The following is a 21281-nucleotide window of genomic DNA, read 5'->3' as shown; positions in this document are numbered from 1 at the left end:
GGGAGCGGCGTCGCACAGCCCCCGCGGCGCCGCTCCATCCCCGGTCAGCGCGGCCGGCTCCCTCCCGGCTCGGCAGATGGCATTCCCCCGTGTCTCTGTCGTGGCGGCGGCCGCGCTGACCATTTTTGAAGGCCGGGCGGTGTCCCGCCTTTCCCGTTCTTCGGACTCCCAGGCAGCTCCACCGTTTCCGCCTTCGTCAAAGATCGCGGCAGGACGGGCCGTCGGAGCGCGTGCTATGAGGCGAGCTGTCGTGGTCCTGCTCGTCGTGAGCGCGCTTCCCACGATGGCGCATGCCCAGACGATCGAGGATCGCGCCCGCGCCGCCGCGCAGGCTTCGCGCGCCAAGACCGGCGACAGCGACACCCTGCTCAACACCACGATCACCCCGGCGATGAGCGGGCAGCCGATCGCGACTGTCGACAACAGCAAGACCTTCACCCCCACGATCGCCTGCCAGAAGACGCAGAGCCTGCTCGAAGTGTTGGTCCAGCCCTCGGCCAGCGGTGATATCGGTACGGTCCGGATCAGCCAGGACAAGGATTTCGACGGGACATTCGACACGGTGAGCAACCTGCCCGTGCCGGTGTCCGGTATCTGCGCGAACGGCATCATTTCCTGCGCACCCGGCACCTGGAACCAGTGCAAGTATTTCCGCTGGGATGTCGACGAGTCAAAGTCCTTGAAGCTGACCCAGGTCGACATGCCCGAGCTTTCTGGCTGCTACTGCGTCAACAACAGCTGCGGCGCCAATCTCGTCTGGAACAACCTCAATTCGGTGCTGGGCGATCTCGGCGGCGGCATGGTGGGCGCGCTCACTACCGCCGACCCGCGTATCGGTGTGGCGCAGGCGCAGATCAATGGTCCGGTGATCGACTATGTCGGTGCCCAGTCGACCGCCTGCGCGAGCGACGGCACCGTCGCGCAGACGGCGTACAAGAACAACCCGGCCGCCATTCAGGGTGACGCCGCGGCGATCGCCGCCGGCAACAGCATCTTCCAGATGGTGGCGGCATCACCTGCGGGTTCGGGGAAGGCCCAGCAGACCAGGGCCTGCACGATCGAGCGTCAGGTCAATATCATCGACCCGCAGCTCGATGACATCATTGCCCGCACCGCCGGCGGCTATGCGACCAGTCGGACCGCCAACAACGTCGCCGATTTCCTGATGGGCTCCCCACCGGACAACAGCCTGAGCGGCGGGTCCTGCAGCCTGCTCGATTTCCGCATGACGCTGCATGTATCCGACCCCGCGCGCATCACAATCGCGTCCCTGGTCGAATGGTTTGCCGACGATTGGGGACAGGTCCGTATCGACGGCAATCTCGTGGATTCGGGCCCATCGCCCTGGACGACCACCAGCCTGCCTCCGGGGAAGTGCGAGTTGAAGAAGACCTATTATGCGTTCCCCAATCTCGACCTGAAGCCTTATCTAACAAAGGGCGATCATGAGATCTGGCTGCGGGTCGCGGTCAGCAGTGGCGGCGAGGCGTTCGCCGATGTCCATGTAGAGGTCGACGACAGTTGTGGTTCGACCGAGCAGATCGCCGATCTGTGCGGTGGCTATGCTGCCGACAGTAAATGCCATCTCGACAGCGAGGACGTCGACGGCGTCGAAACGTTCCGTAACGGCGTTGCGACAGGTCTAAGACCCCTGCCCCAGACCCGGTTGTTCGGCGCGGATCGCTGCACCGTGCAGTTCACGCGAGACTTCTTCCTGCGTAAGCGCAACTATGTCTGCGAGACGGACAATGCGGCGTTGCCCGATCTGGACCTGAGCCGCGGCGCCTACATCATCGATCATTCAACCGAGACACTGCTTGCTGACAAGCTAACCCAGGCGGATGGCAGCGTCACCACCACGACCCGGCCCTTCAGCCTTCCCGATCGGGGCAGCGTGCCCGCCTGCGAGACGATCTGCAAAACCCAGGCGCCCAAGATCAATACCGCGGCCGCGCCCTCGGGTGTGATGGGAAGCCAGCAGAACGATCCGACCGGGTTCGACACCTTCTATCATGTCTGCTCGGCCGACAATGTCTGTCCAACAGGACCTGGCGAGCAGATCGTCTCGGCCTGTGGTTGCCTCGACGATTTTCCCGAGGCCGTTGTGATGATGCAGACCGTTAGGCTCGGCGGCGCAGACATGACCTGCACGAGTGCCACGCCATGAAGAGTTCGTTCCTCAGCCGATCGTTGCTGCTCGTCTCGGCTTTGTCGGTCGTGAGCGGCCAGTCGGCGGCTTATGCGCAGGCGAGCGCAGCCGCGATTCCGCAAGCGCGCGCGGCGATCGCGATTCCTATCGAGCCGACCGATCCGGTCGAACCGACCGACCCCACGGGCCCAACAGTGCCGCCTGGTCCCGCGCCCACCGGCGCCAATGAAATGTGCGCGGTCGACCTCAACGGCAATGGCGATGCCGCTGATGAGGGCGAGACCGCGAGTTGCACAGCGACGGCGAGCGGCGGCTGGCAATGCCCGATCAGGGCAGTTGCGTGCACGATCACGGGGCCGGCGACCTATGCCTGTCCGCTCGGCGACCAATTTGCGTGCGAGGTACCCGCCGGGGGTGGCGCACCGACCTGTTCACCCGACGCCTGCATCGACACGGGCGCCAATCCGGTCGTCACCGATCCGGTCGTCGACGATCCGGGCGTGCCCAATGACGGCCAGGTCGACGCCGAGGGGAATTGCCTCGACCATATCGAGATCTTCTCCGGCCGCGCGCTTCGCTGCCGACCGCCGGGTCTGCTCGATACCTTCCAGAATTGCTGCAAGGACAAGGGCAAGATCGTCAAGGACGGGATGGGCTCGTCGCTGACCTCGCTCAGCACCAAGATCGCGGTCGCCAAAGGCGTGCTGACCGGCATGAAGGCCGCCTATACCACTTTCAAGGCGGGGGCGTCCGCCAGTCAGGCGGCTACCGCCGGCCTTCACGGCATCATCGGTATCGATCCGACCTCGCTCGCGATCAGCCTGGCGATCAGTTTCATCATCGATGTACTGCTCCAGGGTTGCGACCAGCAGGACATGGAGACCGGCATGCTGCGGGGCTCGGGCATGTGCCACGAGATCGGCAGCTATTGCACCTCCAAGATCCTCGGCATCTGCATCCAGAAGGCCAAGGGCCATTGCTGCTTCAACACCAAGCTTGGCCGGATCATCCAGGAGCAGGGCCGGCCTCAGCTCAAATCGTTCAACGCGATCGGCTGGGGCACGCCGAAGAAGCCAATGTGCCGGGGCTTCACGCCTGAAGAATTTCAGGCCCTAGATTTCTCGAAGATGGACCTCTCCGAATATTATTCGGACATCGAGGCCCGGGCTCAATCCGACATCCAGATAGATATGAAGGACCGCGTCGATGCGTATATGCAGACGATCGGCAAGAATTAGCCTCGTCCTGACCCTGGCGCTGGGGGTGATCCCGGCCACCCAGGCGCAGACCGTGGCCGGATCGCCGCCAAGCCCACCGCCGGCCGACGCGCGCGCGAAGGCAGCGAGCGAAGGCGATGCCGCGATGGAGCGGCTCAAGCAAGCCGTCAGCGCGCAGAAGGGCCGCGCGACGACGGCGGAGCCCGGCCCATCGGTTCAACCTTCAGCCGAACTTCGTCGGCGGGCGTTCGATGCCGTGCGCCGACGTGCCCACTCACCTGCGATGGATGCACGCGCTCGCGCAGCATACGCCACGGGACAGGCTGGGCTCGATGCCGAGCGCGAGGCCATGGCCGCAAAGCTTGGCCAGGCGCTGGGCCTGAGCGAGCCCGACATGGCCGCCGTCGCGGGCGCTACCGCGCCGAATACGATCAAAGGGTGGGTGCCGGTCCTTTTCGCATCGTCGTCGATGCCGATCGCCACGCTTCGAACCTATGCCGCGCAGCTTGAGCGCGTGGGCGGCGTGCTGGCGTTCCGGGGTATGCCGGGCGGTCTTACCCGCGTTGGGCCCATGGCGAAGCTGTCCGCCGAGATCCTGCGGATCGATCCCGGCTGCTCGGGCCCTGCGTGCGTGATGCGGAATGTCCAGCTGATCGTCGATCCGATCGTCTTTCGCTTGGCGGGCATCACCCGGGTGCCGGCGCTGGCGATGATCCCGGGCGATCCCACCCAGCCCTATTGCGAGCGCGACGCCGCCAGTCCGCCGATCGCTCGCATCGTGTTCGGAGACGCGAGCCTCTCCGGATTGCTTGAGGAATATGTCCGCCTTGGCGGCAAAGAGGAGGTGCGCGATGCTCAGACTCGCTTGGGCGCTCGCTAAATGGATCTGGCTGCAGCTGAAGGAGCTGCCGCTGCGCGCGGCGGTCGCGCTCGGCAGTAGCGGCCTCGGGGAACCACCGCGACCCGACCAGCTGTTGAAGGCCTATTGTATCGTGCTGCCGGTCGGCCTGCTGACCTGGTGGGCGATCCCGCAATTCACCCTCGTGATGACCCCATCGATCCATGCCTGGGCGGTGCGGGGCGATCCGGGCCCCATCCACAAGGGCGATCTCGTCTCGTTCATGCTCACGAACGCGGTCGCGGGACCCAAGCCGGTGTCGGTCACCAAATATGTGCTGTGCATGCCCGGCGAACGGCTCGACATGATCGAGAAGCCGTCAGTCGGAGGGCATACATGGGACGGCTGGTACTTCTGCGATGGCAAGCTGCTCGGTGTCAGCAAGCCCTACGGCCGCAAGGGACAGAAGCTCGATCATTATCAGCCAAAGGGCGTGATCATCCCATCGGGCTATGCCTATGTCGGTTCGAGCCATCCGGATGGATTTGACAGTCGCTATTACGGTCCCGTCGCCATCGACCAGTTGACCCGGATGGAGAAAATGCTGTGATTGCCCGCACGCGCTTACTGCGCGCGGCCCTCCTCGCCGCGAGCACCCTCCCCCTACCGGTGCAGGCCCAGGATCAAAGGCCGGCCATGACCGGAAAGGATGGATATTGGTGGTATCAGGCGCCGCCCAAGCCTGCCGAGGAGAAGCCCGATCCAGATGCGCTGGTGAAGCCGCTGATCCCGCCGATGGCCGAGCTCGCCACCTGGACGCCGCCGAAGATCCACAAGCTGATCGAGCAGCAGCGCGATTATGCCGCGACCGTCCTTACGGTGGATGCCGTCTCGGACTTCTGGAAGCTCGAGGATTTCGCGCGGCGCAAGGCTCGGGCGTTCGCCGGCGTGACCCAGATCGCGATGCTTCAGCATCCCGAACTCAATTCCAAATCGGCCAATCCGATGGTCGGCGATGCGCGCGACCAGCTCACCGCGTTCAAGGACGATACGCGCCGTCAGTATCTTCGGGCCCATGCGTCGGAATTCGCGCTCGTCATGTTCTCGAGGGCGAGCTGCGGCTATTGTCAGGTGCAATGGCCGATCGTCCAGCGCTTCCAGGAGGAGATGGGCTGGCAGGTGACGATGATGGATATCGGCCGCCGGCCCGATGTCGGCCAGCGCTTCGGCGTCGAGGTCACACCGACGACGATGATCATCAGGCGGAACAGCCAGCAGCGCATGGTGATCGCGAACGGGGTCGAGGCGTATCCAAACCTCGCGCAAATGGCGTATCAGGCCGTTCGGCTGCTGACCGGCGACATTCGGCCTGAGCAGTTCATGACCGGCGCCGGCGAGGAGGACGGATTCTTCGACGCGCTCGCGAACGGCCCGGTCTCGGCGACCGATCCACGCGTGCTCGGGGGCGATCTGGTCAACACCGGCGGGAGTCCGCGGCCGTGACGCGGCGCGCGCTCGCCATTGCAGCCATGGTGTCCGCCGTTGTTGGTATCGCTGCGGGCGCGATGGCTCAATCGGCATCGGCAGGGCAAGATGCGGCGCGGCGCGCGGCAATCCATCCTGTTGCCGACGCTGCCAGCCTGCAGGCGTGGCTCGCCCGCGTCCCGCTGACGCGGCAGTTCCCGCCGGACTTCGCCGATACGTTACGCGGCCAGGCGCCGGCGTTCGTCATCGAAATGAGCACGAGCCCGGGTTGCGTACCGTGCGGCGATATGTGGACCAAGCTATCGGCCTTTGGCCGGCAATATGGCTGGCGCGTCGCTGCGATCGGCGGCCAGGAAGCGATGGTCCGTTCGGGCCGGCTTGGGCTGCCCTGGGTTGGCCATCCGGTCGTTTGGGTCCGACCGATCGCGGATTGGAACAGGATCGTGCCGATCGCGATCGGCACCGATCATGCGCCGAACCTCGCCCGCAACGTTTATCTCGCCGTCAAGATGCTGACGGGCGTGCGACCTGATGTCGGCCTTCGGGCCATGTCCAAATATACCGGGATCGTCGGCGTGGGCGCGCCGCGGAATCCGGCCAACCGAGGAGGCTGAGCATGGCGGGCCAGCACCTCTTTCATCTCACTCGAACCCGAGGAAGCCCGCCATGTCGCTTGCCGTTCCCAGACTCTATCGTCGTCTAGCTCGCCGTCTCTCGTTCAGCCTGTGCGGGATCGTCGCTGCGTGCGGCACCGCGGCCCCGGCACATGCGCAGAGCTGGGCGGAGAGTTGGTTCGACAACGCGACTTATACCTCTCCCGGCAGCTTCGAGGATCAGACGCGCGGGTATGTGACCGCCGGCGGCATGTCGGGGCGGGTGGATGTCCATAACGACTATCTGATGTCGTTGAGCCTGCCCAAGATCAAGGCCGGCTGCGGCGGCATCGACATGTTCCTGGGCGGCATGTCGTTCCTCGACCCCGACTATCTCGTCCAGAAGCTGGAGAGCATCCTTCAGGCGGCCCCCGCAGTCGCCTTCCAGTATCTGCTCGAGACGCTCGACGAGAAGATGGGCAACATCATTTCGAAGATGGAGGCGGCGACCAACTTTCTGAATTCGATCCAGGTCAATGATTGCCGGTTGGCCAACCGCGCTGTCCAGATCGCCAAGGGCGACGACAATATGAGCGGCATCATCGAGGAGATGACCGGCTACAAGTCTGTAAAGGAAGGGTTCGCCAAGAGCTACCAGCAGAGCCGCGAGAAGATCCAGGCGAACCAGAACAACCCGACCGAGGATCTGAAGGACGCGCTGCAGAATTGCCCGGCCGAAGTCACCGACATCTTCCGCACAGGATCGCTGCTGTCGCATGCGGCTTCGCGGGTCGGCGCCGGCGACTGGGCGGATGTGATGCGTGCGCGCGTCGGCGACGTCTATATGCGCTGGGACCCGACCGACAAGGTGCCGCTCTTCTCGGCAATCCCCGCCTGCCCGAAACAGGATACCGAGTCGGCGGACGATTTTCTGAGCGGCCGGGTGCAGAAGCGCGCGCTCAATGTTCCGCCCACTGCCGGTGATTGCAGTCAGGACGGGACGAAGGGGGCGCTCGAACTCGCGCGCACCCGGATGGAGTCGATCGCTGACAAGATCAGGACGCGCGGTGGGCTTTCGGCTGATGAACGCCAGTTCGTCGCCAATGTCAGCACGCTTCCCGTTTATCGGATGCTCGAATGGGGCGTCCGCCAGGGCGTCCAGGGCTCGGTCATCAGTGATACCGATGAGTTGGTCGCATTTACGCTCGCCTATCAGATGCTGAACGACCTGACCCGCTCCATCGACTTCGCGCTCAGCAATGCCGAGCGTGGGACGACGGCGGCCGGCGCTGCCAGTGCGACGAGCACGAATATCTGCCAGACCCGCATCCTGACCAAGGGCATCGAGCAATTGCGGGACCTGCGCGAGGAGGTCCTCCGCCAGCGCGCGCAGATGCGTCAGTCCTATCTCGCGGCGCTAAGCCAGGCGAACCTCTCGACATCCTATGCCGGGCTTCTCCGTCAGCGCGATCGCGATGCGCGCGACGCCGCCGGTACCGCCGCGAACCGCAACCAATAGGTGCTCCAATGATGCGTCGGATCCTTCGTCCCGCTGTCACAGCTGCCGCATTGCTCGCCGCCTCGCCGGCCTTTGCCGTCGACACGAGCTTCTATACTTATGACGGATTCGCCGAGACGGTGGATGCATTCCGCCTCGTCGCGATGATCTTTGCCGACCCGCGTTACGAGACGCTGGTCGTTGTAATTGCGACGATCGGGATTGCGGTGGGTGCGACGCTGACTGCCATTCGTGGCCAGGGCATGGGGCTTGTCGCCTTCGGTTTTCAGATGCTGGTCGGCATAGGGCTGTTCGTAGGCATGATTGCGACCACCGGCACCGTCCATGTCTATGACAAGGTCCGCAACGCCTATCAGCCGGTCGGCGGTGTCCCCAATCTGCTCGTCCTGGTCGCCGGCACGACCAACCTGATGGAGCGCGCGTTGGTCGAGACGATCGACGACAACACGCTCGATCCGGATTCCAAGATCGAGTTCGGCGCCGGGGGGCACACGTTCGACCTGTTCTTCAATGCTGTCGCACCACGGGGACCGATGACCGACACCTTCCTCGACGCAACGATCAAGGACTATGTCCGGCAATGCTATCCGGTGGCGCGCGTGTCGCCGGCGTATGGCATCGACGATGACAAGCTGTTCCGGACGACGACCGATTTGCCAACCGCGTTCGCGGCGATGGCGGGACCTGCGACCTTCAGCACGGTTTACACGGCAGCCGACAAGGGCGGCACGACGAAGAGTTGCGATGAGTCATGGCAATATATTTCTGGCAGACTTTCCGACCCAGCCCTGTTTGACGATTACACCAGGCAGGTCTGCCTGCGGACAGGGTTCGACGCGACCGATGCAAATCAACTGACGCGCTGCCGCGCCCAGCTGGGCGAGGTGGGCGGTATGATGATGGGTTCGCCGCTGTCGCTCCAGGCGTTCATGACGGATGTCCTGCTGGGCAACACGGTCGGTGACGTGCTCTTCGAGGATAGCCCGGCGACGGCGGCGAGGGTCATGGCGAACCGCGCCGTGATGTCGAATGGCCTCGCCACCATGTCGGTCGTCAATGAATGGATGCCGACGATCCGCGCGGTCGTGTTCGGCATTATGCTGTTCATGATCCCGATCGCGCTTCTGTTCATCCTGACGCCGATCAATCTTCGGGTCATGAGCTTCGCGCTGGGGCTGTTCGTGTTCGTCGCCTTGTGGGGCGTGATCGATGCCGGCATTTACCAGCTTACTCTTGGCCGCGCTATGGGCGCGCTTGCCGAGATGCGCTCGAACGCCAACGGCGCCAACGCCTGGCTCCTTGCTCCTTCCTCCGCGCAAAAGGCTCTCGCGATCTTCGGAAGTTTCCGCACGGCCGCAGCGGGACTGGCGGGCGCGTTCGTGTTCACGGTGTTCCGGTTCTCGGGGAATGTCTTCACGGCTTTCACCAGTGGCGCGCTCGGCGTCCAAGGTCAGGGCACTGCCGCCGCGTCGCTTATGGGCACAGCGGAGGGTCGCGCCTCGGCCATTGAGGCACAGGCGTCCGCGTTTGGCACATTCGCGCGACGCGGGGCTTCGTCGAGCTTTGGTGACTTTGGCGAGCGATCGACTTTTGGCGCCAATCGCAGCTTCGGCGCGGCGAGCACGATGTTGGGTGAGCGCAACAGCGGGGTGCCGGGCGTGCCGGCATTCGGCATGGGCGGAATCGACGCGGCGCGTGAGCTTGGCGGGCTGGCGCCGGCACTCGTCAATGGGGATCTGTCCAATCCCGCGACGCAACGGGCGGTCCGTGCGAATGCAACCACGGCGGCGTTTCAGCAGTTCGCCGAGAAGGACGCACTCCGGGCTCTGGGCACGACCTATTTCGGCTCGGGACAGGCCGGTGAGCGCACCTTTGCCGCGTTCTCGCAGAACCTGGTGCAATGGCGCGCCTTTGGTGATCAGCGCGCTTACGATATGATGCGGCAGGGCGCGACGCGAGCCTTCGAGCGAGACGGCTACTCACCGAAGGACGCTGCGCTGAAGGCGTCCGGTGTCATCGCTCAGGCCTCGGCGGACCCGACCTTCGCAAAGCTGACCGCCAACGCCTTCGACCAGGAGGCGATGCTCCTTAATGACATCACCTCAGCACAGGTCCAGGTCGGTGCTATGGAAGGGCGGCGCGATTTCGCTGGCGACAAGGTCGCCGGCATCGAGCGCGGCAATGTGGCGACCGAGCAGGCCCATCGGACCGGCACCAACCAGGGACAACGCGATGCCGCCGGCATGCTTGGCCTCTCGGTTCAGGAGACCAGCCGTCGCATCGGCTTTATCAACGCGCTCTCCGGCGAAGCGCGCTCTTCTGCGATCACCCAACTCTCCCGCGCGACTGGCCGCAATGAGGCGCAGGTCGAGCACGCGCTCGAAACCTATAATGCGTCGACGCAACTCGGTACGGCGGATGGGGCCACCGCGGAAGCAGGACGCGAGGGAACGAGTGTCTACGGACGGACGCGCGAGACAGCCGGGTTCGATTTTGCCGAGCGCGCGGGCAAGCTCGGCGCGCAACGCGAAGTTGGGCGGGACGGTACGAGGAGCGCGGCGCGCATCGGGGAAGAGCGTCGACAGTCGGACAATTTTGGGTTTGCGGAGGGCGCGGAGGCGGCAGGCGTCTCGACGCGCGAAGCTGCGCGGCTCGATAGCTTCATCCGCACGCTTGCCGGGACGGCCGGCAATCAGGTCGATATGGCTGACGGCGGCGCCGGTGGGATCGCGGATCGCGCGCGTAATGAGCGTACGTCTCGAATCGTCGACAATGAGCGCCTGACGCGAATGCAGGGGCTGCTGCGCGCCAATGGCATCACGATGACGAAGAAGCAGCTAGCGATGAGCCAGAATGGCGACCTTGCCATGAACGTAACGCCAGAGGTCGCTGGTCAACTGCGCCGCGCCGGGCTGATCAATGACAGCCAATATGGTGCAATTGCCGGTGGCGGTTCGGCGCGGTTCAGTTTCGCCGATAATGACCTCTTGGTGTCGAGCAGCACGGGTTTCACTAGATCGGCGCGTAGCGACACCAGCACACGCTTCGAAGCCGGCAAGCAGGCCGGCCCTGACACGATCGAGCATTTCCTCGGTGGCGGTGCCGAAGGAAAGGCCGCCATGGCCCATTGGCTCGAGGGCGGGTTCGAGATGGACCGCCAGGGGAATTGGCGGCTGAAACCGCAGGTCGCCGACACGCTCGAACGGGATGTTCAAGCAATTATGGCTCAAACCGGATGGTCGCGGAATATCACTCGTCGCGCGGAGGACAGCACCACTATGGGAACCGATGTCGGTCTTTCGGTTTCAGCAAGCGCGCAGCGCGGGTCCTCCAAGGGTGGCGGAAAAGGGAGCTCGGCATCTCTTTCCGGCGGCGCGGGCGGTTCGTTAGGTTTCGCAGGCAGCGACCGCGGAACAACTTCAGAGAATGCCGACGCTACACTAGACATAGTGAATTATGACGTGAGAGGAGCCGTAGCTTCCGCAGAACGCGCGGCATCTCGCTCGCCCAATCCGGAGCAAGCTTTTACACGAGTTCTCTCCGATCAGTTGCTTGGCGACCGTGGATTGCGGAACCGGTACCTCGAGGACGCTGATTCCGCGCGTGGGACAGCCGATATTACCGGACCCCTTACCTCGATCGAGCAATCGTCAGTCCTAGGCAGCGGCAGATTTTCGGATGATCTCGCTAACGGCCCGTTTGATGGTGATCCAAAATTCAAGGAGCGGCGGGATAAATGAAACTATTTCATATCATCTAGGGAACCCCTGAGCAAGTAGGCCTTGCAGAGGCAATGATGGAATGATTCTCTTCGCAAAAGGAGGGCCGCATGAAGCAGGGTCGTTTTTCAGGGATTGGGATTTCACGGCCACGCAAACAGACGCGGCTGGCGGTATTTCTGGATCAGATGGCGGCTGTGGTTCCGTGGGAGCGGTTCGAGCAGTTGATCATTGCGCATTACCCGGTGGTGGGGCGGGGGCGTCGTCCTTACCCGTTGCGGTCGATGCTGAAGATCCATTTCATGCAGCAATGGTTTGGCCTGTCCGATCCAGCGATGGAAGAAGCGCTGTGGGAGACGCCACTGTTGCGGGAATTTGCAAGGATCAGCCTCGACTTCGAGGGCGTACCCGACGAGACGACGATCTTGAAGTTTCGGCATTTGCTTGAGAAGCATGAATTGAGCAAAGCGCTGTTTGACGAGATGACGGCGGTTTTGACCGAGCGCGGTTTGCTGTTGCGCCAGGGCACGATCGTGGATGCGACTTTGATCGCCGCGCCGCCATCGACCAAGAACCGCACGAAGTCGAGCGATCCCGAGATAAAGCAGACCAGGAAGGGCAATCAATGGTATTTCGGCATGAAGGCGCATATCGGCGCAGACGCGGCTTCGGGCTGCGTGCATTCGGCCGAAATGACATCGGCCAATGTGCATGATAGCGTGGCGACCGATGCCTTGCTTTACGGCGAGGAGGAAATTGCCTTTGGCGACAGCGCCTATGCCAGCAATGAGCGTTCGCTCGAAGCCGATCGAACCGAAGCCGACGTCGTCTGGGCCACGCCCTTCAAGCGCAAGAAGGGCCAGGCCCTGACCGATGAACAGCGCCGGATCAACCGGCTGACGTCTTCGTTCCGCTCCAAGGTCGAGCATGTCTTCCGGGTCGTCAAGCGCCAGTTCGGCTACACCAGGACCCGTTATCGCGGACTGTACAAGAACAACCAGCAGATTTTCTGCCAGCTCACCCTGGCCAATATCTACATCATGCGCGAGCAATTGGCCTGAACTGCAGGCTAATTGCGCCCGCAGAACGGGAAACGGCCCGGAAAACAGCCAAATACCGACGGAAATAGGCCGAAAATCCACAATATTGGCCAAATTCGCGCACCGCAAGGAGCGCGGCGCGGCAAAGCTCACCGTTGACGCCGCACGACGCCCAATTCTCTACCTGCGCAGAGGTTCCCTAGATATCGCCAGTGGTTGGGCGAGCGAGGATCGAGGGGGTCGGCCATCGGGTCGAGGTATCCACCAACGGAGCGCTTCGGAAACAACTCGTCATGAGATGGCTCGACCCATTCCCAGCCGTAATATTCCATCCACGCCGGTACAAAGCGCACTCCAAGAACCATCAAAGCGGTGAACGGATAGAGGGCGATATTGAGATAGCCGGCCACCGCGGTCGAATAAGCATCGTCGAGAACTGGGCTCCAATAGGAGGCGAGTTTGCCCGTCCAATAGATAGCGATGCTGGCCCACCAGAGTTTCGCATACCAGGGGCGCCACAGCCAGGCCGATGCTCGGGGCCGCGACCGCACAGCGCTCGCGTCCAATTCTGCCTGTTCGCTCATGACGTCGACTGGGCCCATGCCGGATCCTTTCTGCCGTGGAGAATACCATCGGCAAGGAAAGATTGGAATCCCGTCATGGCGAACTTCGGCTCCAATTCACGTCCTATGGTCATTCCCTTGGCGAGCGGCCGACCGCCCTTTCCCACTTCTCTCCTCACCCTGGAGTGGTCTGTTGTCGAGTTGCCTGATCCTCGGAGACAGCATCGCGATCGGTGTCGCCGCAGCGCTGCAGATCCTTCATTTCGGAGGGTGCGATGTCCTGGCGCGGAACGGGGCCTCTGTCGGGTCAATAGCGGCAATGGCACCTTCAATCGGGTATCGCCAGGTCGTTGTCTCAGCAGGCTCCAATGATCGTCTGAGCCCGTCGCGTGCACGCGACCTTGTCACACTGCGACGTAAGCTGTGGGGCGCAAAGGTTACGTGGATATACCCTCGGCAGCCGACGCCTGCATGGGATGTGTATCGCGTGGCGCGGCGTTTTGGCGACCGGACGGTCGATATAAAAAGCGCCGGCTCGAGGGACGGTGTCCATCCGCGAAGCTATATCGCGGTGGCACGCGCAATCCTTTTCCAAGCGGACCGGGCTAATTTTCAACAGTCGCGCTGGCGATCGGTGGGCGGGACGATGCGATAACGCCATCAGCGTTGACGTTACCTGCCCTGTTAGCGCCGAAGGAGATCGGTGAAGGCGATCTGTCCATCAAAGAGCGCCCGCACGATCAAATAGGCGCGCTGCGCGTTACCATAAGCCCGCCTCACCCCCTCGACATGTTCATGGGCGGTCGATCGCGATACGCCGAGAATATTGCCGATCTCCCGGTCGGTCTTTCCCCTTCCGACGAGGACAAGCGCTTCCATCTGTCGCGGCGTAAGGTCCGGTACAACGGTATCCTCAAGCCTCAATTTCTTCCGCATGATCCGCCTGGCTGCTTCGAATGCAAATGTACCGCACAGTTGGGCGATTGGCAGTGCGTTTTCGTGGAGTTGGTCGAGCGATCGCGCCGCGAAGGAGCATGTTCCCTGATATTCACCGGGCAGATGCACAGGCACCGTGAAACCAGCGCCAAGGCCGAAGCCGATGGCTTCCGAAAGAATCTGCTTGTGACGGGGCGTCAGACGGATGATGTCTCCGACGTCGTGCCACGAGAAGCCATTGACGGTCTTGGTACTTGCAAGATGGATAGGATCCTCCGCGAAATATGCGCGCTCGAGGACATGGGATACCCAGTCTTCGTTATAGGTCGATAACCGGATTGCTCCTTGCGGCGGGCACGTCAGGTCAACATGGTGGCCCATCGCAAACTGCGAGAACCCGAGCATATTGGTGACCCGCCTTAGGGCTTCATTTAAATCGTCTTCGGTCAGAACCGAGCGAAAGGCCTTAAGGAAGTGGTTCAGATCCAGTTTGGTCAACATAACGGCAGACCCTTCTAAAAGGAGGAATGCCTCTCGAGCCCTCTCCTGAACCGTGTACTTTTGAGCGAAAATCTCTTTCATTTCGTCGCAGGGTAAGCGTCAAAGTTTCCCGGTCTTCCGCTATCGTCACTAAGTTTTGTAGGTAATTTAGTAGGCGCCGCCGATGTGCGGCGATGACGCCAACAAGCGGGTGATGATGTTTTCGGCCACTGTCTCTGCGGATTCAACAATGGCCGCTGGCGAGCGGGCGCGGTCGGTTTGGCATGCCTATGCGCAGTCCGAGCTGGCGCCGTCGGGGACGATGAGCGCGTTGGCATTGGAGGGCTACCTGACTGCATTGCTGGTCTGCCCGAAGGAGGTATCGATCGATCTGTGGGCGCTGCGGCCGTGGGGTGACGCGGTGCCACGCTTCCAGGACGATGCCGAGCGGGGCGCAGTGACCGCGGCTATGATCCAGTTCAAAGACGGTCACGCGCATCGGCCCGGGAAATTCAATCTCGATCATGGCGCTGCCACCGCCCAGCATCGCCTCGACCTCGGCTCGGCCGAATGTGCCAAGGTCGATAAACCCGCCATCCGCAACCTCGTTCGATGCCTTGTCGGCCCGCCGTGCGCGTCGCTCCAGCGTCCCGTGCTTTGCCCGCTCCACCCAATTCAGCAAATGGTCCGGGCTCATCTCGTGCCGCCGCGCGACGGTCGTTACCGTCTCTCCCGGCAATTCCACTTCGGCCACGATCGCCAGCTTCTCCTCGGTCGACCAGGACCGGCGACGGCCGATCTCCTTCGGCACCGACACGGACGCTGCAGAACTCTCCATTATCTGTCCAACAGCAGCAACAGGCTTCATGTCGAAAATCGCCATCAGTAAATCGCCTACTAAACCCTAATGGCGAATTATCGGACCTTACGCCGCGCTGCGGAAGCCCGGCAAACTTTGACGCTTACGTCGCAGGCCGAGTCTTCCCGATACCGCTAACTAGATGTGTTGTTCGCTAATTTCGACCAACAGCTCAAGGAACGTGGTTATCTCGCTATGGGCGGTCAGATCGTCGATGCGACACCGGTGGCCGCGCCAAAGCAACACCGCGCCAGGATCCAGACCCTTTTTGATCAGCTATCGGGCAGTGTCGAGTTCGTGTATATCTGCCCGATGTGGGGAGCTTCGCTATGAAGCTCTGCCGGGCGCCGGATGCAGATCCAGGTCGCCTCCTGCAGTACCTTCGTCCAGCGATCCCACCTGCAGTTCCTTCACGACGATCTCGCGGATGGCTGTCTTCAGCAGCTTCCCGGTCGCGGTATGCGGCAGCTCCTCGACGACCAGCACATCGTCCGGAATACTCCATTTGGGAATCTTACCCGTGTACAGTTCGACCATGTCCTGACGTGAGAAATTCATCTCCGGCTTGAGCTGCACGATGAGCACCGGGCGCTCGCCCCAGCGCTCGTCCGGCTTGCCGACGACAGCGGCCTCTTTGATGGCCGGATGGGCCTGGGCGATATTCTCCAGCTCGATCGAGCTAATCCATTCGCCGCCGGATTTAACCACATCCTTGGTGCGGTCGACGATCTGGATAAAACCATCGGCATCCATGGTCACGACGTCGCCCGTGTCGAACCAGCCCTCTGCCGCGTGCGCCGGGCTGATGGGGCTGTTGTAGTAGCCGGCGGCGACCCAGGGGCCGCGCACGAGCATCGAACCGAAGCTCTTGCCGTCCCTCGCGATCGGCTCGCCATCGGCGCCCTTGATGCAGAACTCCATGCCGAAAAGCGGCCGTCCCTGCTTGGCCTGCAGCGCCAGTTTCTGTTCGGCCGGTAGTCCTTCGTGCTTCGTCTTCAACGTCGCGGCGAGGCCGATCGGGCTGGTCTCGGTCATCCCCCAGGCGTGCCGGACCATGACACCCTTGTTCTGGAAGCGGCTGATCATGATCGGAGGCGAAGCGGAACCCCCGATCGCGACGCGCTTCAGACTTGTGAACGATTGGGCGTGCGAGTCCATCCAGTCCAGCAGTGCGAGCCAAACGGTCGGCACACCGGCGGTAAATGTCACGCCTTCCTGCTCGAACAACTCATGCAGGCTGGCGCCGTCCAGCCTCGGCCCCGGCATAACAAGCTTGGCGCCGACCATCGGTGCCGCGAAAGGGACACCCCAGGCATTGACGTGGAACATCGGCACGATCGGCGAGGCCGAATCCAGGGCCGAGAGTCCCAGCACATCGGGCAGCGCGCAGGTCATGGCGTGCAATACGCTGGACCGATGGCTGTAGAGCACGCCCTTGGGCTCGCCCGTAGTCCCGGAGGTGTAGCACAGGCCCGACGCGGTATTCTCATCGAGATCCGGCCACTCGTATTCGTCCGATTCTCCCGCGATCAGTGTCTCGTAGCAGACGAGACCGGGAAGGATCTCGGATTTCGGCATATGGGCTTCGTCGGTCATGATGACGACGGCCTTCAGATCCTTCAGCCTGTCCGCCAGCACTTCGAGGATCGGCAGGAACGACAGGTCCGAGAAGAGGATCCTGTCTCCGGCATGCGCGATGATATAGGAGATCTGCTCTGGGAAGAGGCGCGGGTTGATCGTGTGGCAGACGAGGCCGGATCCGGACACGCCATAATAGAGCTCCATGTGCCGATAGCCGTTCCAGGCCAGTGTTCCGACCCGGTCGCCGTTTTCGAGGCCGAGGCGTCCGAGGGCATTGGCGAGCTTCTGCGCGCGCCTTGAAAGCTCGGCATAGGTATAGCGGTGGATCGGCCCTTCCACCGTGCGCGATACGACCTCCGTGTCGCCGTGATAGGCCGCCGCGTGTCGCAGAATCGACGACACGAGCAGCGGCGAGTGCATCATCTGTCCAAGCATCACATTTCCTCCCAAGGAATTTCTGATCAAAGCAGTTCGGCTTCGATATCCATCAAAGACGCTGCCCCGCTGATGATTGCCGCCTCCAGCCAGAGCGTCTGCGGCAGCACCCGCTCTGCGAAGAACGTCGCGGTCGCCAGCTTGCGGCGATGAAGCGGAGTCTGTCCGGTGGCCGCCTGGGCCGCCATCCGGACCCACACCCAGCCGAAGGCCACGAGTGCGAAAAGGCGCAGATAATCGGCGGCGGCAGCTCCGGCCTCCGCGGGCGCGGCTCGCGCCGCGAGAAGGTGGCGCGTCGTGGTTTCCAGGCGGCCGAGCGCCTGGGCAGTGGCCTTCGTGATGACACCCGCTGCGGGTAAATCCGCAGCTGTACGCAGATCCTGCTCGATGAGCGCGAAAAAGCGCGAGGCCAGCGCGCCATCCTCCATCGGCAACTTGCGGCTGACGAGGTCGAGCGCCTGAACGCCGTTGGTGCCCTCGTAGATCTGCGTAATGCGCGCGTCTCGGACGAACTGCTCCATGCCCCATTCGCGGATGTAGCCGTGGCCGCCGAGCACCTGCTGCGAGGCCACGGCCGTCTCGAAGCCGAAATCGGTGAACGCTGCCTTCACAACCGGCGTGAGCAGTGCCACGAACCCGTCGGCTTCCCTGCGCGCGGCCTCGTCAGGATGCCGGGCGGCGATGTCCATTTGCATGGCGGTCCAGATCGCCAGCGCCCGGGAGGCATCGGCCAGGCTGCGGCCGGTCAGCAGCATCCTGCGTACGTCGGGGTGTTCGATAATCGCAACGGGACCGCGGGTGCCGTCTGAAGAACGGCCCTGAAGGCGCTCGCGTGCGTAGCCCGTGGCCTTCTGGTTCGCCGCTTCAGCGATGCCGAGTCCCTGGATGCCGACAAAAAGACGCTCGGCGTTCATCATCGTGAACATGGCGTTGAGGCCGCGGCCCGCCTCGCCGACGAGCCAACCGATCGCGCCGTCGTAGTTCATGACGCAGGTCGGCTGCGCGTGAATGCCCATCTTGTGTTCGAGCGACCCGACGGACATGTCGTTGCGCGCTCCGAGCGAACCGTCCTTCCCGATGAGGAACTTCGGAGCCAGGAACAGGCTGATGCCCTTGACCCCCTTCGGCGCGCCCGGCAAGCGCGCGAGGATCAGGTGGATGATATTGCCGCCGAAGTCATGGTCGCCGGAGGAGATGAATATCTTCGTGCCCTTGATCCGATAGGAGCCGTCGCCAACGGGCTCTGCCTTCGTTGTCAAAAGGCCGAGGTCGGTACCGGCCGCGGCTTCGGTGAGCGCCATTGCGCCAGTCCATTCGCCGGAGATCATCTTCGGCAGATAGGTCGCCTTGAGGTCCGAGTTCGCGTGGCGGGAGATCGCCTCCACCGCGCCTCGGGTGAGCCCGGGGAACAGGCCGAAGGACAGGTTCACGGAGGAGATCATCTCATCGACCAGTATCTGTACGACGCGCGGCAGACCCTGGCCGCTATATTCCGGATCGCCCGAAAGACCGGCCCAGCCGGCCTCTACGAATGCCCGATAGGCTTCGGGAAAGCCCTTCGGCGTGGAGACGGCCCCGTTTTCAAGCCGGCAGCCCTCCTCGTCGCCGGACCGGTTCAGCGGTTCGAGCACGCCGACGCAGAACTTGCCAGCCTCATCGAGAATCGAGACAGCGAGGTCCGCGTTGACGTCTTCGTGGCCCGGCAGCCTCCGCATCAGGCCGTCGAAGTCGAAGACCTCTCCGAGCAGGAAGGTTATGTCGCTGACAGGCGGTGCATAGGATGTCATTGTTCTGTCTTTCTCTCGTCAGTTGCGCAGCGGCTTGCCGGTCGCAAGCATGTGCTTCACGCGGGCCACTGTCCCCGGCGTCCCGCACAGGGCGATGAACGCGCGCTTTTCCATCGCGGTAATCTCGTCCTCGCCGACCGGCTTCAGCGGATCGGCGCTGACACCGCCCGTCAGGGTGTCGATCAGGGCAATGCCCACGACCCGATCATGCGCTGTGGCGCGACCGGCTATCACCTCGCTATCCAGCAGGTTGCGGATGGCGGGCGCTCCCGATAGACCGGCCAACGCGATCTTCGGCCTTTCCGGAGCCGAGTAGCCGGGCACGAGATCCAACGCCTTCCGCTTCGCATCGGCGAGCAGTCGGTCCCGGTTCATGGTGATACCGTCGGTTACCCTCAGCAAACCGAGATTGCGCGCCTCGAAGGCGCTCCCGGAGACCCTGGCCGATGCGATCAGATTGAAGGCGGCGATCGCGGGCGCCACAGGGCCGTGCGGTGCGGCTGTCAGTGCGTACTGCCTGATCAACATCTCCTTGCAGCCGCCCCAGCCGGGGACGACGCCGATCTTCGTCTCGACGAGACCGATCGACGCCTCGGCATGCGCCTGGATTGCACTGCAATGGAGCAGGATCTCGCAGCCGCCGCCGAACGCCATCCCCGCGAGTGCGCCGACGACCGGGAACGGGGCATATTTGATCGCCCTGAAGGTAGCGTGACCCCGATCGATGAAGGCATTGCCAGATGGGCCGCGATGCCGGAACCCATAACGCCCGCGCCGATCACGGCGGCTTCGGCAATCACCCTCATCACGCCGCTTCCAGGACCATAGCGATGCCTTGTCCTCCCCCGATGCACTGGGTGGCCAGCCCATAACGTCCGCCATCGCGCTTCAGTACGCTCGACGCCTTGCCCACCAGACGCGCGCCCGTGGCGCCGAGCGGATGACCGAGCGCGATGGCACCGCCATCCCGGTTGAGACTGGCCGGATCGATCCCGAGATCGCGACAGCAGGCGAGGACCTGCGCGGCGAAGGCCTCGTTCATCTCCACAACGTCGAGGTCAGCCACGGAGATGCCGGCTCGCTTCAAGGCCTTTCGGCTCGCCTCGACAGGTCCGATGCCCATGATCTCTGGAGCACAACCCGTAATCGCGTAACCCGCCACACGCGCTAGCGGATCGAGCCCGTGCCGCCTGACGAAGTCAGCGGAGCAGACGAGCGTCGCGGAGGCGCCGTCGGTGAGCGGGGACGAGTTGCCAGCGGTAACGGAGCCGTCGACCTTGAACGCCGTCTTCAATCCGGCAAGCTTCTCCGCATCCGTTTCCCGCGGACAACCATCGGAAGCGATATCGCCGACCGGGGATATCTCGGCAGCCAGCCTGCCGTCCGCCCGCGCCGCCAGCGCTTTTTTTTGGCTTTCGAGCGAATAGGCATCCTGCTCCTCGCGGGAAAGGCAGTAGCGTTCCGCCAGGGTCTCCGCGGTCAGACCCATGTTGAGGAAGACGAGCCGCTGAGCATCCGTCCAACCGGGGTTGGGTTGAGGATTGAAACCCATCATCGGTACGCGGCTCATGGATTCGACACCGCCGGCGATGAAGGCGTCGCCAGCTCCCATGGCGATCGCGCCGGCGGCCATCTGGATGGCCTGCATGGAAGAGCCGCACCAGCGGTTGACCGTGGAGCCGCCGACCGATTGCGGCAGGCCGGCGGTCAGCGCGGCGCAGCGAGCGATGTTGAGCCCCTGCTCACCTTCCGGAAAAGCACAGCCGAGATTGACGTCCTCGATCTCGTCGGCCGGGAATCCCGCTCGGGCTACGAGCGCCGCGATGACGCTGGCAGCGAGATCGTCGGGTCGGACCGGGGCGAGCGCACCCCTGTAGGCCGGAGCGAACGGCGTGCGCAGATAATCGACGATATAGGCTTCGGCCATTCCGGTCTTCCTTGATGTGTTAGTTATCGACCGTCAGATCGGGGGCATCCTCGCGCCGTTGATGGCATAGGCATGGAGGACAGTTGAGCGAAGTAAGCTGCGAGATCATCAACGGGCGGTCCATCATCAGACTCGACACTCGGATTTCCCCTT

The 21281-nt window shown here is 63.1% G+C and carries 16 protein-coding genes and 1 pseudogene; 10 read left to right on the top strand and 7 right to left on the bottom strand.

Annotated features, from left to right (window positions below):
* Positions 1-235 precede the first annotated feature (235 nt).
* From H5V43_RS03635 to H5V43_RS03595, 9 genes are all read left to right on the top strand, one after another.
* Complete coding sequence (locus H5V43_RS03635) at positions 236-2167, top strand: hypothetical protein (protein ID WP_025549885.1); 1932 nt, start codon at positions 236-238, stop codon at positions 2165-2167.
* 212 nt (positions 2168-2379) lie between these two features.
* Positions 2380-3387: a conjugal transfer protein TraN gene (gene traN / locus H5V43_RS03630; protein WP_128830776.1), complete on the top strand. Its 1008-nt coding sequence runs from the start codon at positions 2380-2382 to the stop codon at positions 3385-3387.
* The gene (locus H5V43_RS03625) at positions 3356-4246 is read left to right on the top strand and encodes a type-F conjugative transfer system pilin assembly protein TrbC (RefSeq protein WP_025549887.1); all 891 of its coding nucleotides are present in this window, start codon (positions 3356-3358) and stop codon (positions 4244-4246) included. Before traN ends, H5V43_RS03625 begins: the two co-directional genes overlap by 32 nt.
* Positions 4218-4814, top strand: coding sequence for a S26 family signal peptidase (locus H5V43_RS03620; RefSeq protein WP_025549888.1), 597 nt, complete (start codon positions 4218-4220; stop codon positions 4812-4814). Before H5V43_RS03625 ends, H5V43_RS03620 begins: the two co-directional genes overlap by 29 nt.
* On the top strand, positions 4814-5707 hold the full coding sequence (locus H5V43_RS03615; RefSeq protein ID WP_373278247.1) for a conjugal transfer protein TraF: 894 nt from the start codon (positions 4814-4816) through the stop codon (positions 5705-5707). The genes H5V43_RS03620 and H5V43_RS03615 overlap by 1 nt, the downstream gene beginning before the upstream one ends.
* Positions 5708-5769: 62 nt before the next feature.
* The gene (locus tag H5V43_RS03610) at positions 5770-6303 is read left to right on the top strand and encodes a hypothetical protein (protein WP_119748646.1); all 534 of its coding nucleotides are present in this window, start codon (positions 5770-5772) and stop codon (positions 6301-6303) included.
* Positions 6304-6355: 52 nt separating this feature from the next.
* The gene (locus H5V43_RS03605; protein WP_025549891.1) at positions 6356-7801 is read left to right on the top strand and encodes a conjugal transfer protein TraH; all 1446 of its coding nucleotides are present in this window, start codon (positions 6356-6358) and stop codon (positions 7799-7801) included.
* An 11-nt stretch (positions 7802-7812) separates the two neighbouring features.
* Positions 7813-11541 (top strand): conjugal transfer protein TraG N-terminal domain-containing protein, encoded by a 3729-nt coding sequence (locus tag H5V43_RS03600; protein WP_025549892.1) that lies wholly within the window; start codon positions 7813-7815, stop codon positions 11539-11541.
* Positions 11542-11630: 89 nt separating this feature from the next.
* A complete protein-coding gene (locus tag H5V43_RS03595; protein ID WP_037483063.1) occupies positions 11631-12581 on the top strand; it encodes an IS5 family transposase in 951 nt (316 codons plus the stop codon).
* A 128-nt stretch (positions 12582-12709) separates the two neighbouring features.
* Here the strand turns inward: H5V43_RS03595 and H5V43_RS03590 are convergent, their stop codons facing one another.
* The 3 genes from H5V43_RS03590 to H5V43_RS03580 all read right to left on the bottom strand — a co-directional run bounded on the left by H5V43_RS03590 (position 12710) and on the right by H5V43_RS03580 (position 15422).
* Positions 12710-13162, bottom strand: a complete 453-nt coding sequence (locus H5V43_RS03590) for a hypothetical protein (RefSeq protein ID WP_052816720.1) — start codon at positions 13160-13162, stop codon at positions 12710-12712.
* Between the two features lie 645 nt (positions 13163-13807).
* Complete coding sequence (locus H5V43_RS03585) at positions 13808-14560, bottom strand: helix-turn-helix transcriptional regulator (protein WP_052192319.1); 753 nt, start codon at positions 14558-14560, stop codon at positions 13808-13810.
* A 223-nt stretch (positions 14561-14783) separates the two neighbouring features.
* Positions 14784-15422 (bottom strand): transposase, encoded by a 639-nt coding sequence (locus H5V43_RS03580; RefSeq protein ID WP_025549894.1) that lies wholly within the window; start codon positions 15420-15422, stop codon positions 14784-14786.
* A 114-nt stretch (positions 15423-15536) separates the two neighbouring features.
* Here H5V43_RS03580 and H5V43_RS23550 point away from each other — a divergent pair.
* A pseudogene (locus H5V43_RS23550) lies at positions 15537-15653 on the top strand (IS5/IS1182 family transposase); the annotation flags it as partial.
* A gap of 72 nt (positions 15654-15725) precedes the next feature.
* Here H5V43_RS23550 and H5V43_RS03575 read toward each other — a convergent pair.
* From H5V43_RS03575 to H5V43_RS03560, 4 genes are read right to left on the bottom strand one after another with little or no spacing between them, the layout of a single operon-like run.
* The gene (locus tag H5V43_RS03575) at positions 15726-17414 is read right to left on the bottom strand and encodes a long-chain-fatty-acid--CoA ligase (protein ID WP_119748563.1); all 1689 of its coding nucleotides are present in this window, start codon (positions 17412-17414) and stop codon (positions 15726-15728) included.
* 26 nt (positions 17415-17440) lie between these two features.
* Positions 17441-19201 carry an acyl-CoA dehydrogenase C-terminal domain-containing protein gene (locus H5V43_RS03570; RefSeq protein ID WP_119748561.1) on the bottom strand — a complete coding sequence of 587 codons (1761 nt, stop codon included), beginning with the start codon at positions 19199-19201 and terminating at the stop codon, positions 17441-17443.
* Positions 19202-19219: 18 nt separating this feature from the next.
* A complete protein-coding gene (locus tag H5V43_RS03565) occupies positions 19220-20071 on the bottom strand; it encodes an enoyl-CoA hydratase/isomerase family protein (protein WP_200887632.1) in 852 nt (283 codons plus the stop codon).
* Positions 20007-21128, bottom strand: coding sequence for a thiolase family protein (locus tag H5V43_RS03560; protein ID WP_025549960.1), 1122 nt, complete (start codon positions 21126-21128; stop codon positions 20007-20009). Before H5V43_RS03560 ends, H5V43_RS03565 begins: the two co-directional genes overlap by 65 nt.
* Between the last annotated feature and the right edge of the window lie 153 nt (positions 21129-21281).

The organism is Sphingobium fuliginis (genome assembly GCF_015074805.1).
In the GTDB taxonomy this organism is placed as follows: domain Bacteria; phylum Pseudomonadota; class Alphaproteobacteria; order Sphingomonadales; family Sphingomonadaceae; genus Sphingobium; species Sphingobium fuliginis.
Note: the sequence above shows the minus strand (reverse complement) of the source record. Positions and strands in the feature narration are given on the sequence as shown.

What these genes read in the sequence shown, in the direction of transcription:
- H5V43_RS03635 (WP_025549885.1), top strand. Translation starts at nt 236, where the DNA reads ATGAGGCGAGCTGTCGTGGTCCTGCTCGTCGTGAGCGCGCTTCCCACG.
- H5V43_RS03610 (WP_119748646.1), top strand. Translation starts at nt 5,770, where the DNA reads ATGGCTCAATCGGCATCGGCAGGGCAAGATGCGGCGCGGCGCGCGGCA.
- H5V43_RS03600 (WP_025549892.1), top strand. Translation starts at nt 7,813, where the DNA reads ATGCGTCGGATCCTTCGTCCCGCTGTCACAGCTGCCGCATTGCTCGCC.
- H5V43_RS03560 (WP_025549960.1), bottom strand. Translation starts at nt 21,128, where the DNA reads ATGGCCGAAGCCTATATCGTCGATTATCTGCGCACGCCGTTCGCTCCG.
- H5V43_RS03580 (WP_025549894.1), bottom strand. Translation starts at nt 15,422, where the DNA reads ATGGCGATTTTCGACATGAAGCCTGTTGCTGCTGTTGGACAGATAATG.
- H5V43_RS03565 (WP_200887632.1), bottom strand. Translation starts at nt 20,071, where the DNA reads ATGGGCTGGCCACCCAGTGCATCGGGGGAGGACAAGGCATCGCTATGG.
- H5V43_RS03570 (WP_119748561.1), bottom strand. Translation starts at nt 19,201, where the DNA reads ATGACATCCTATGCACCGCCTGTCAGCGACATAACCTTCCTGCTCGGA.
- H5V43_RS03595 (WP_037483063.1), top strand. Translation starts at nt 11,631, where the DNA reads ATGAAGCAGGGTCGTTTTTCAGGGATTGGGATTTCACGGCCACGCAAA.
- H5V43_RS03605 (WP_025549891.1), top strand. Translation starts at nt 6,356, where the DNA reads ATGTCGCTTGCCGTTCCCAGACTCTATCGTCGTCTAGCTCGCCGTCTC.
- H5V43_RS03575 (WP_119748563.1), bottom strand. Translation starts at nt 17,414, where the DNA reads ATGCTTGGACAGATGATGCACTCGCCGCTGCTCGTGTCGTCGATTCTG.
- H5V43_RS03620 (WP_025549888.1), top strand. Translation starts at nt 4,218, where the DNA reads ATGCTCAGACTCGCTTGGGCGCTCGCTAAATGGATCTGGCTGCAGCTG.
- traN (WP_128830776.1), top strand. Translation starts at nt 2,380, where the DNA reads ATGTGCGCGGTCGACCTCAACGGCAATGGCGATGCCGCTGATGAGGGC.
- H5V43_RS03625 (WP_025549887.1), top strand. Translation starts at nt 3,356, where the DNA reads ATGCGTATATGCAGACGATCGGCAAGAATTAGCCTCGTCCTGACCCTG.
- H5V43_RS03590 (WP_052816720.1), bottom strand. Translation starts at nt 13,162, where the DNA reads ATGGGCCCAGTCGACGTCATGAGCGAACAGGCAGAATTGGACGCGAGC.
- H5V43_RS03585 (WP_052192319.1), bottom strand. Translation starts at nt 14,560, where the DNA reads ATGTTGACCAAACTGGATCTGAACCACTTCCTTAAGGCCTTTCGCTCG.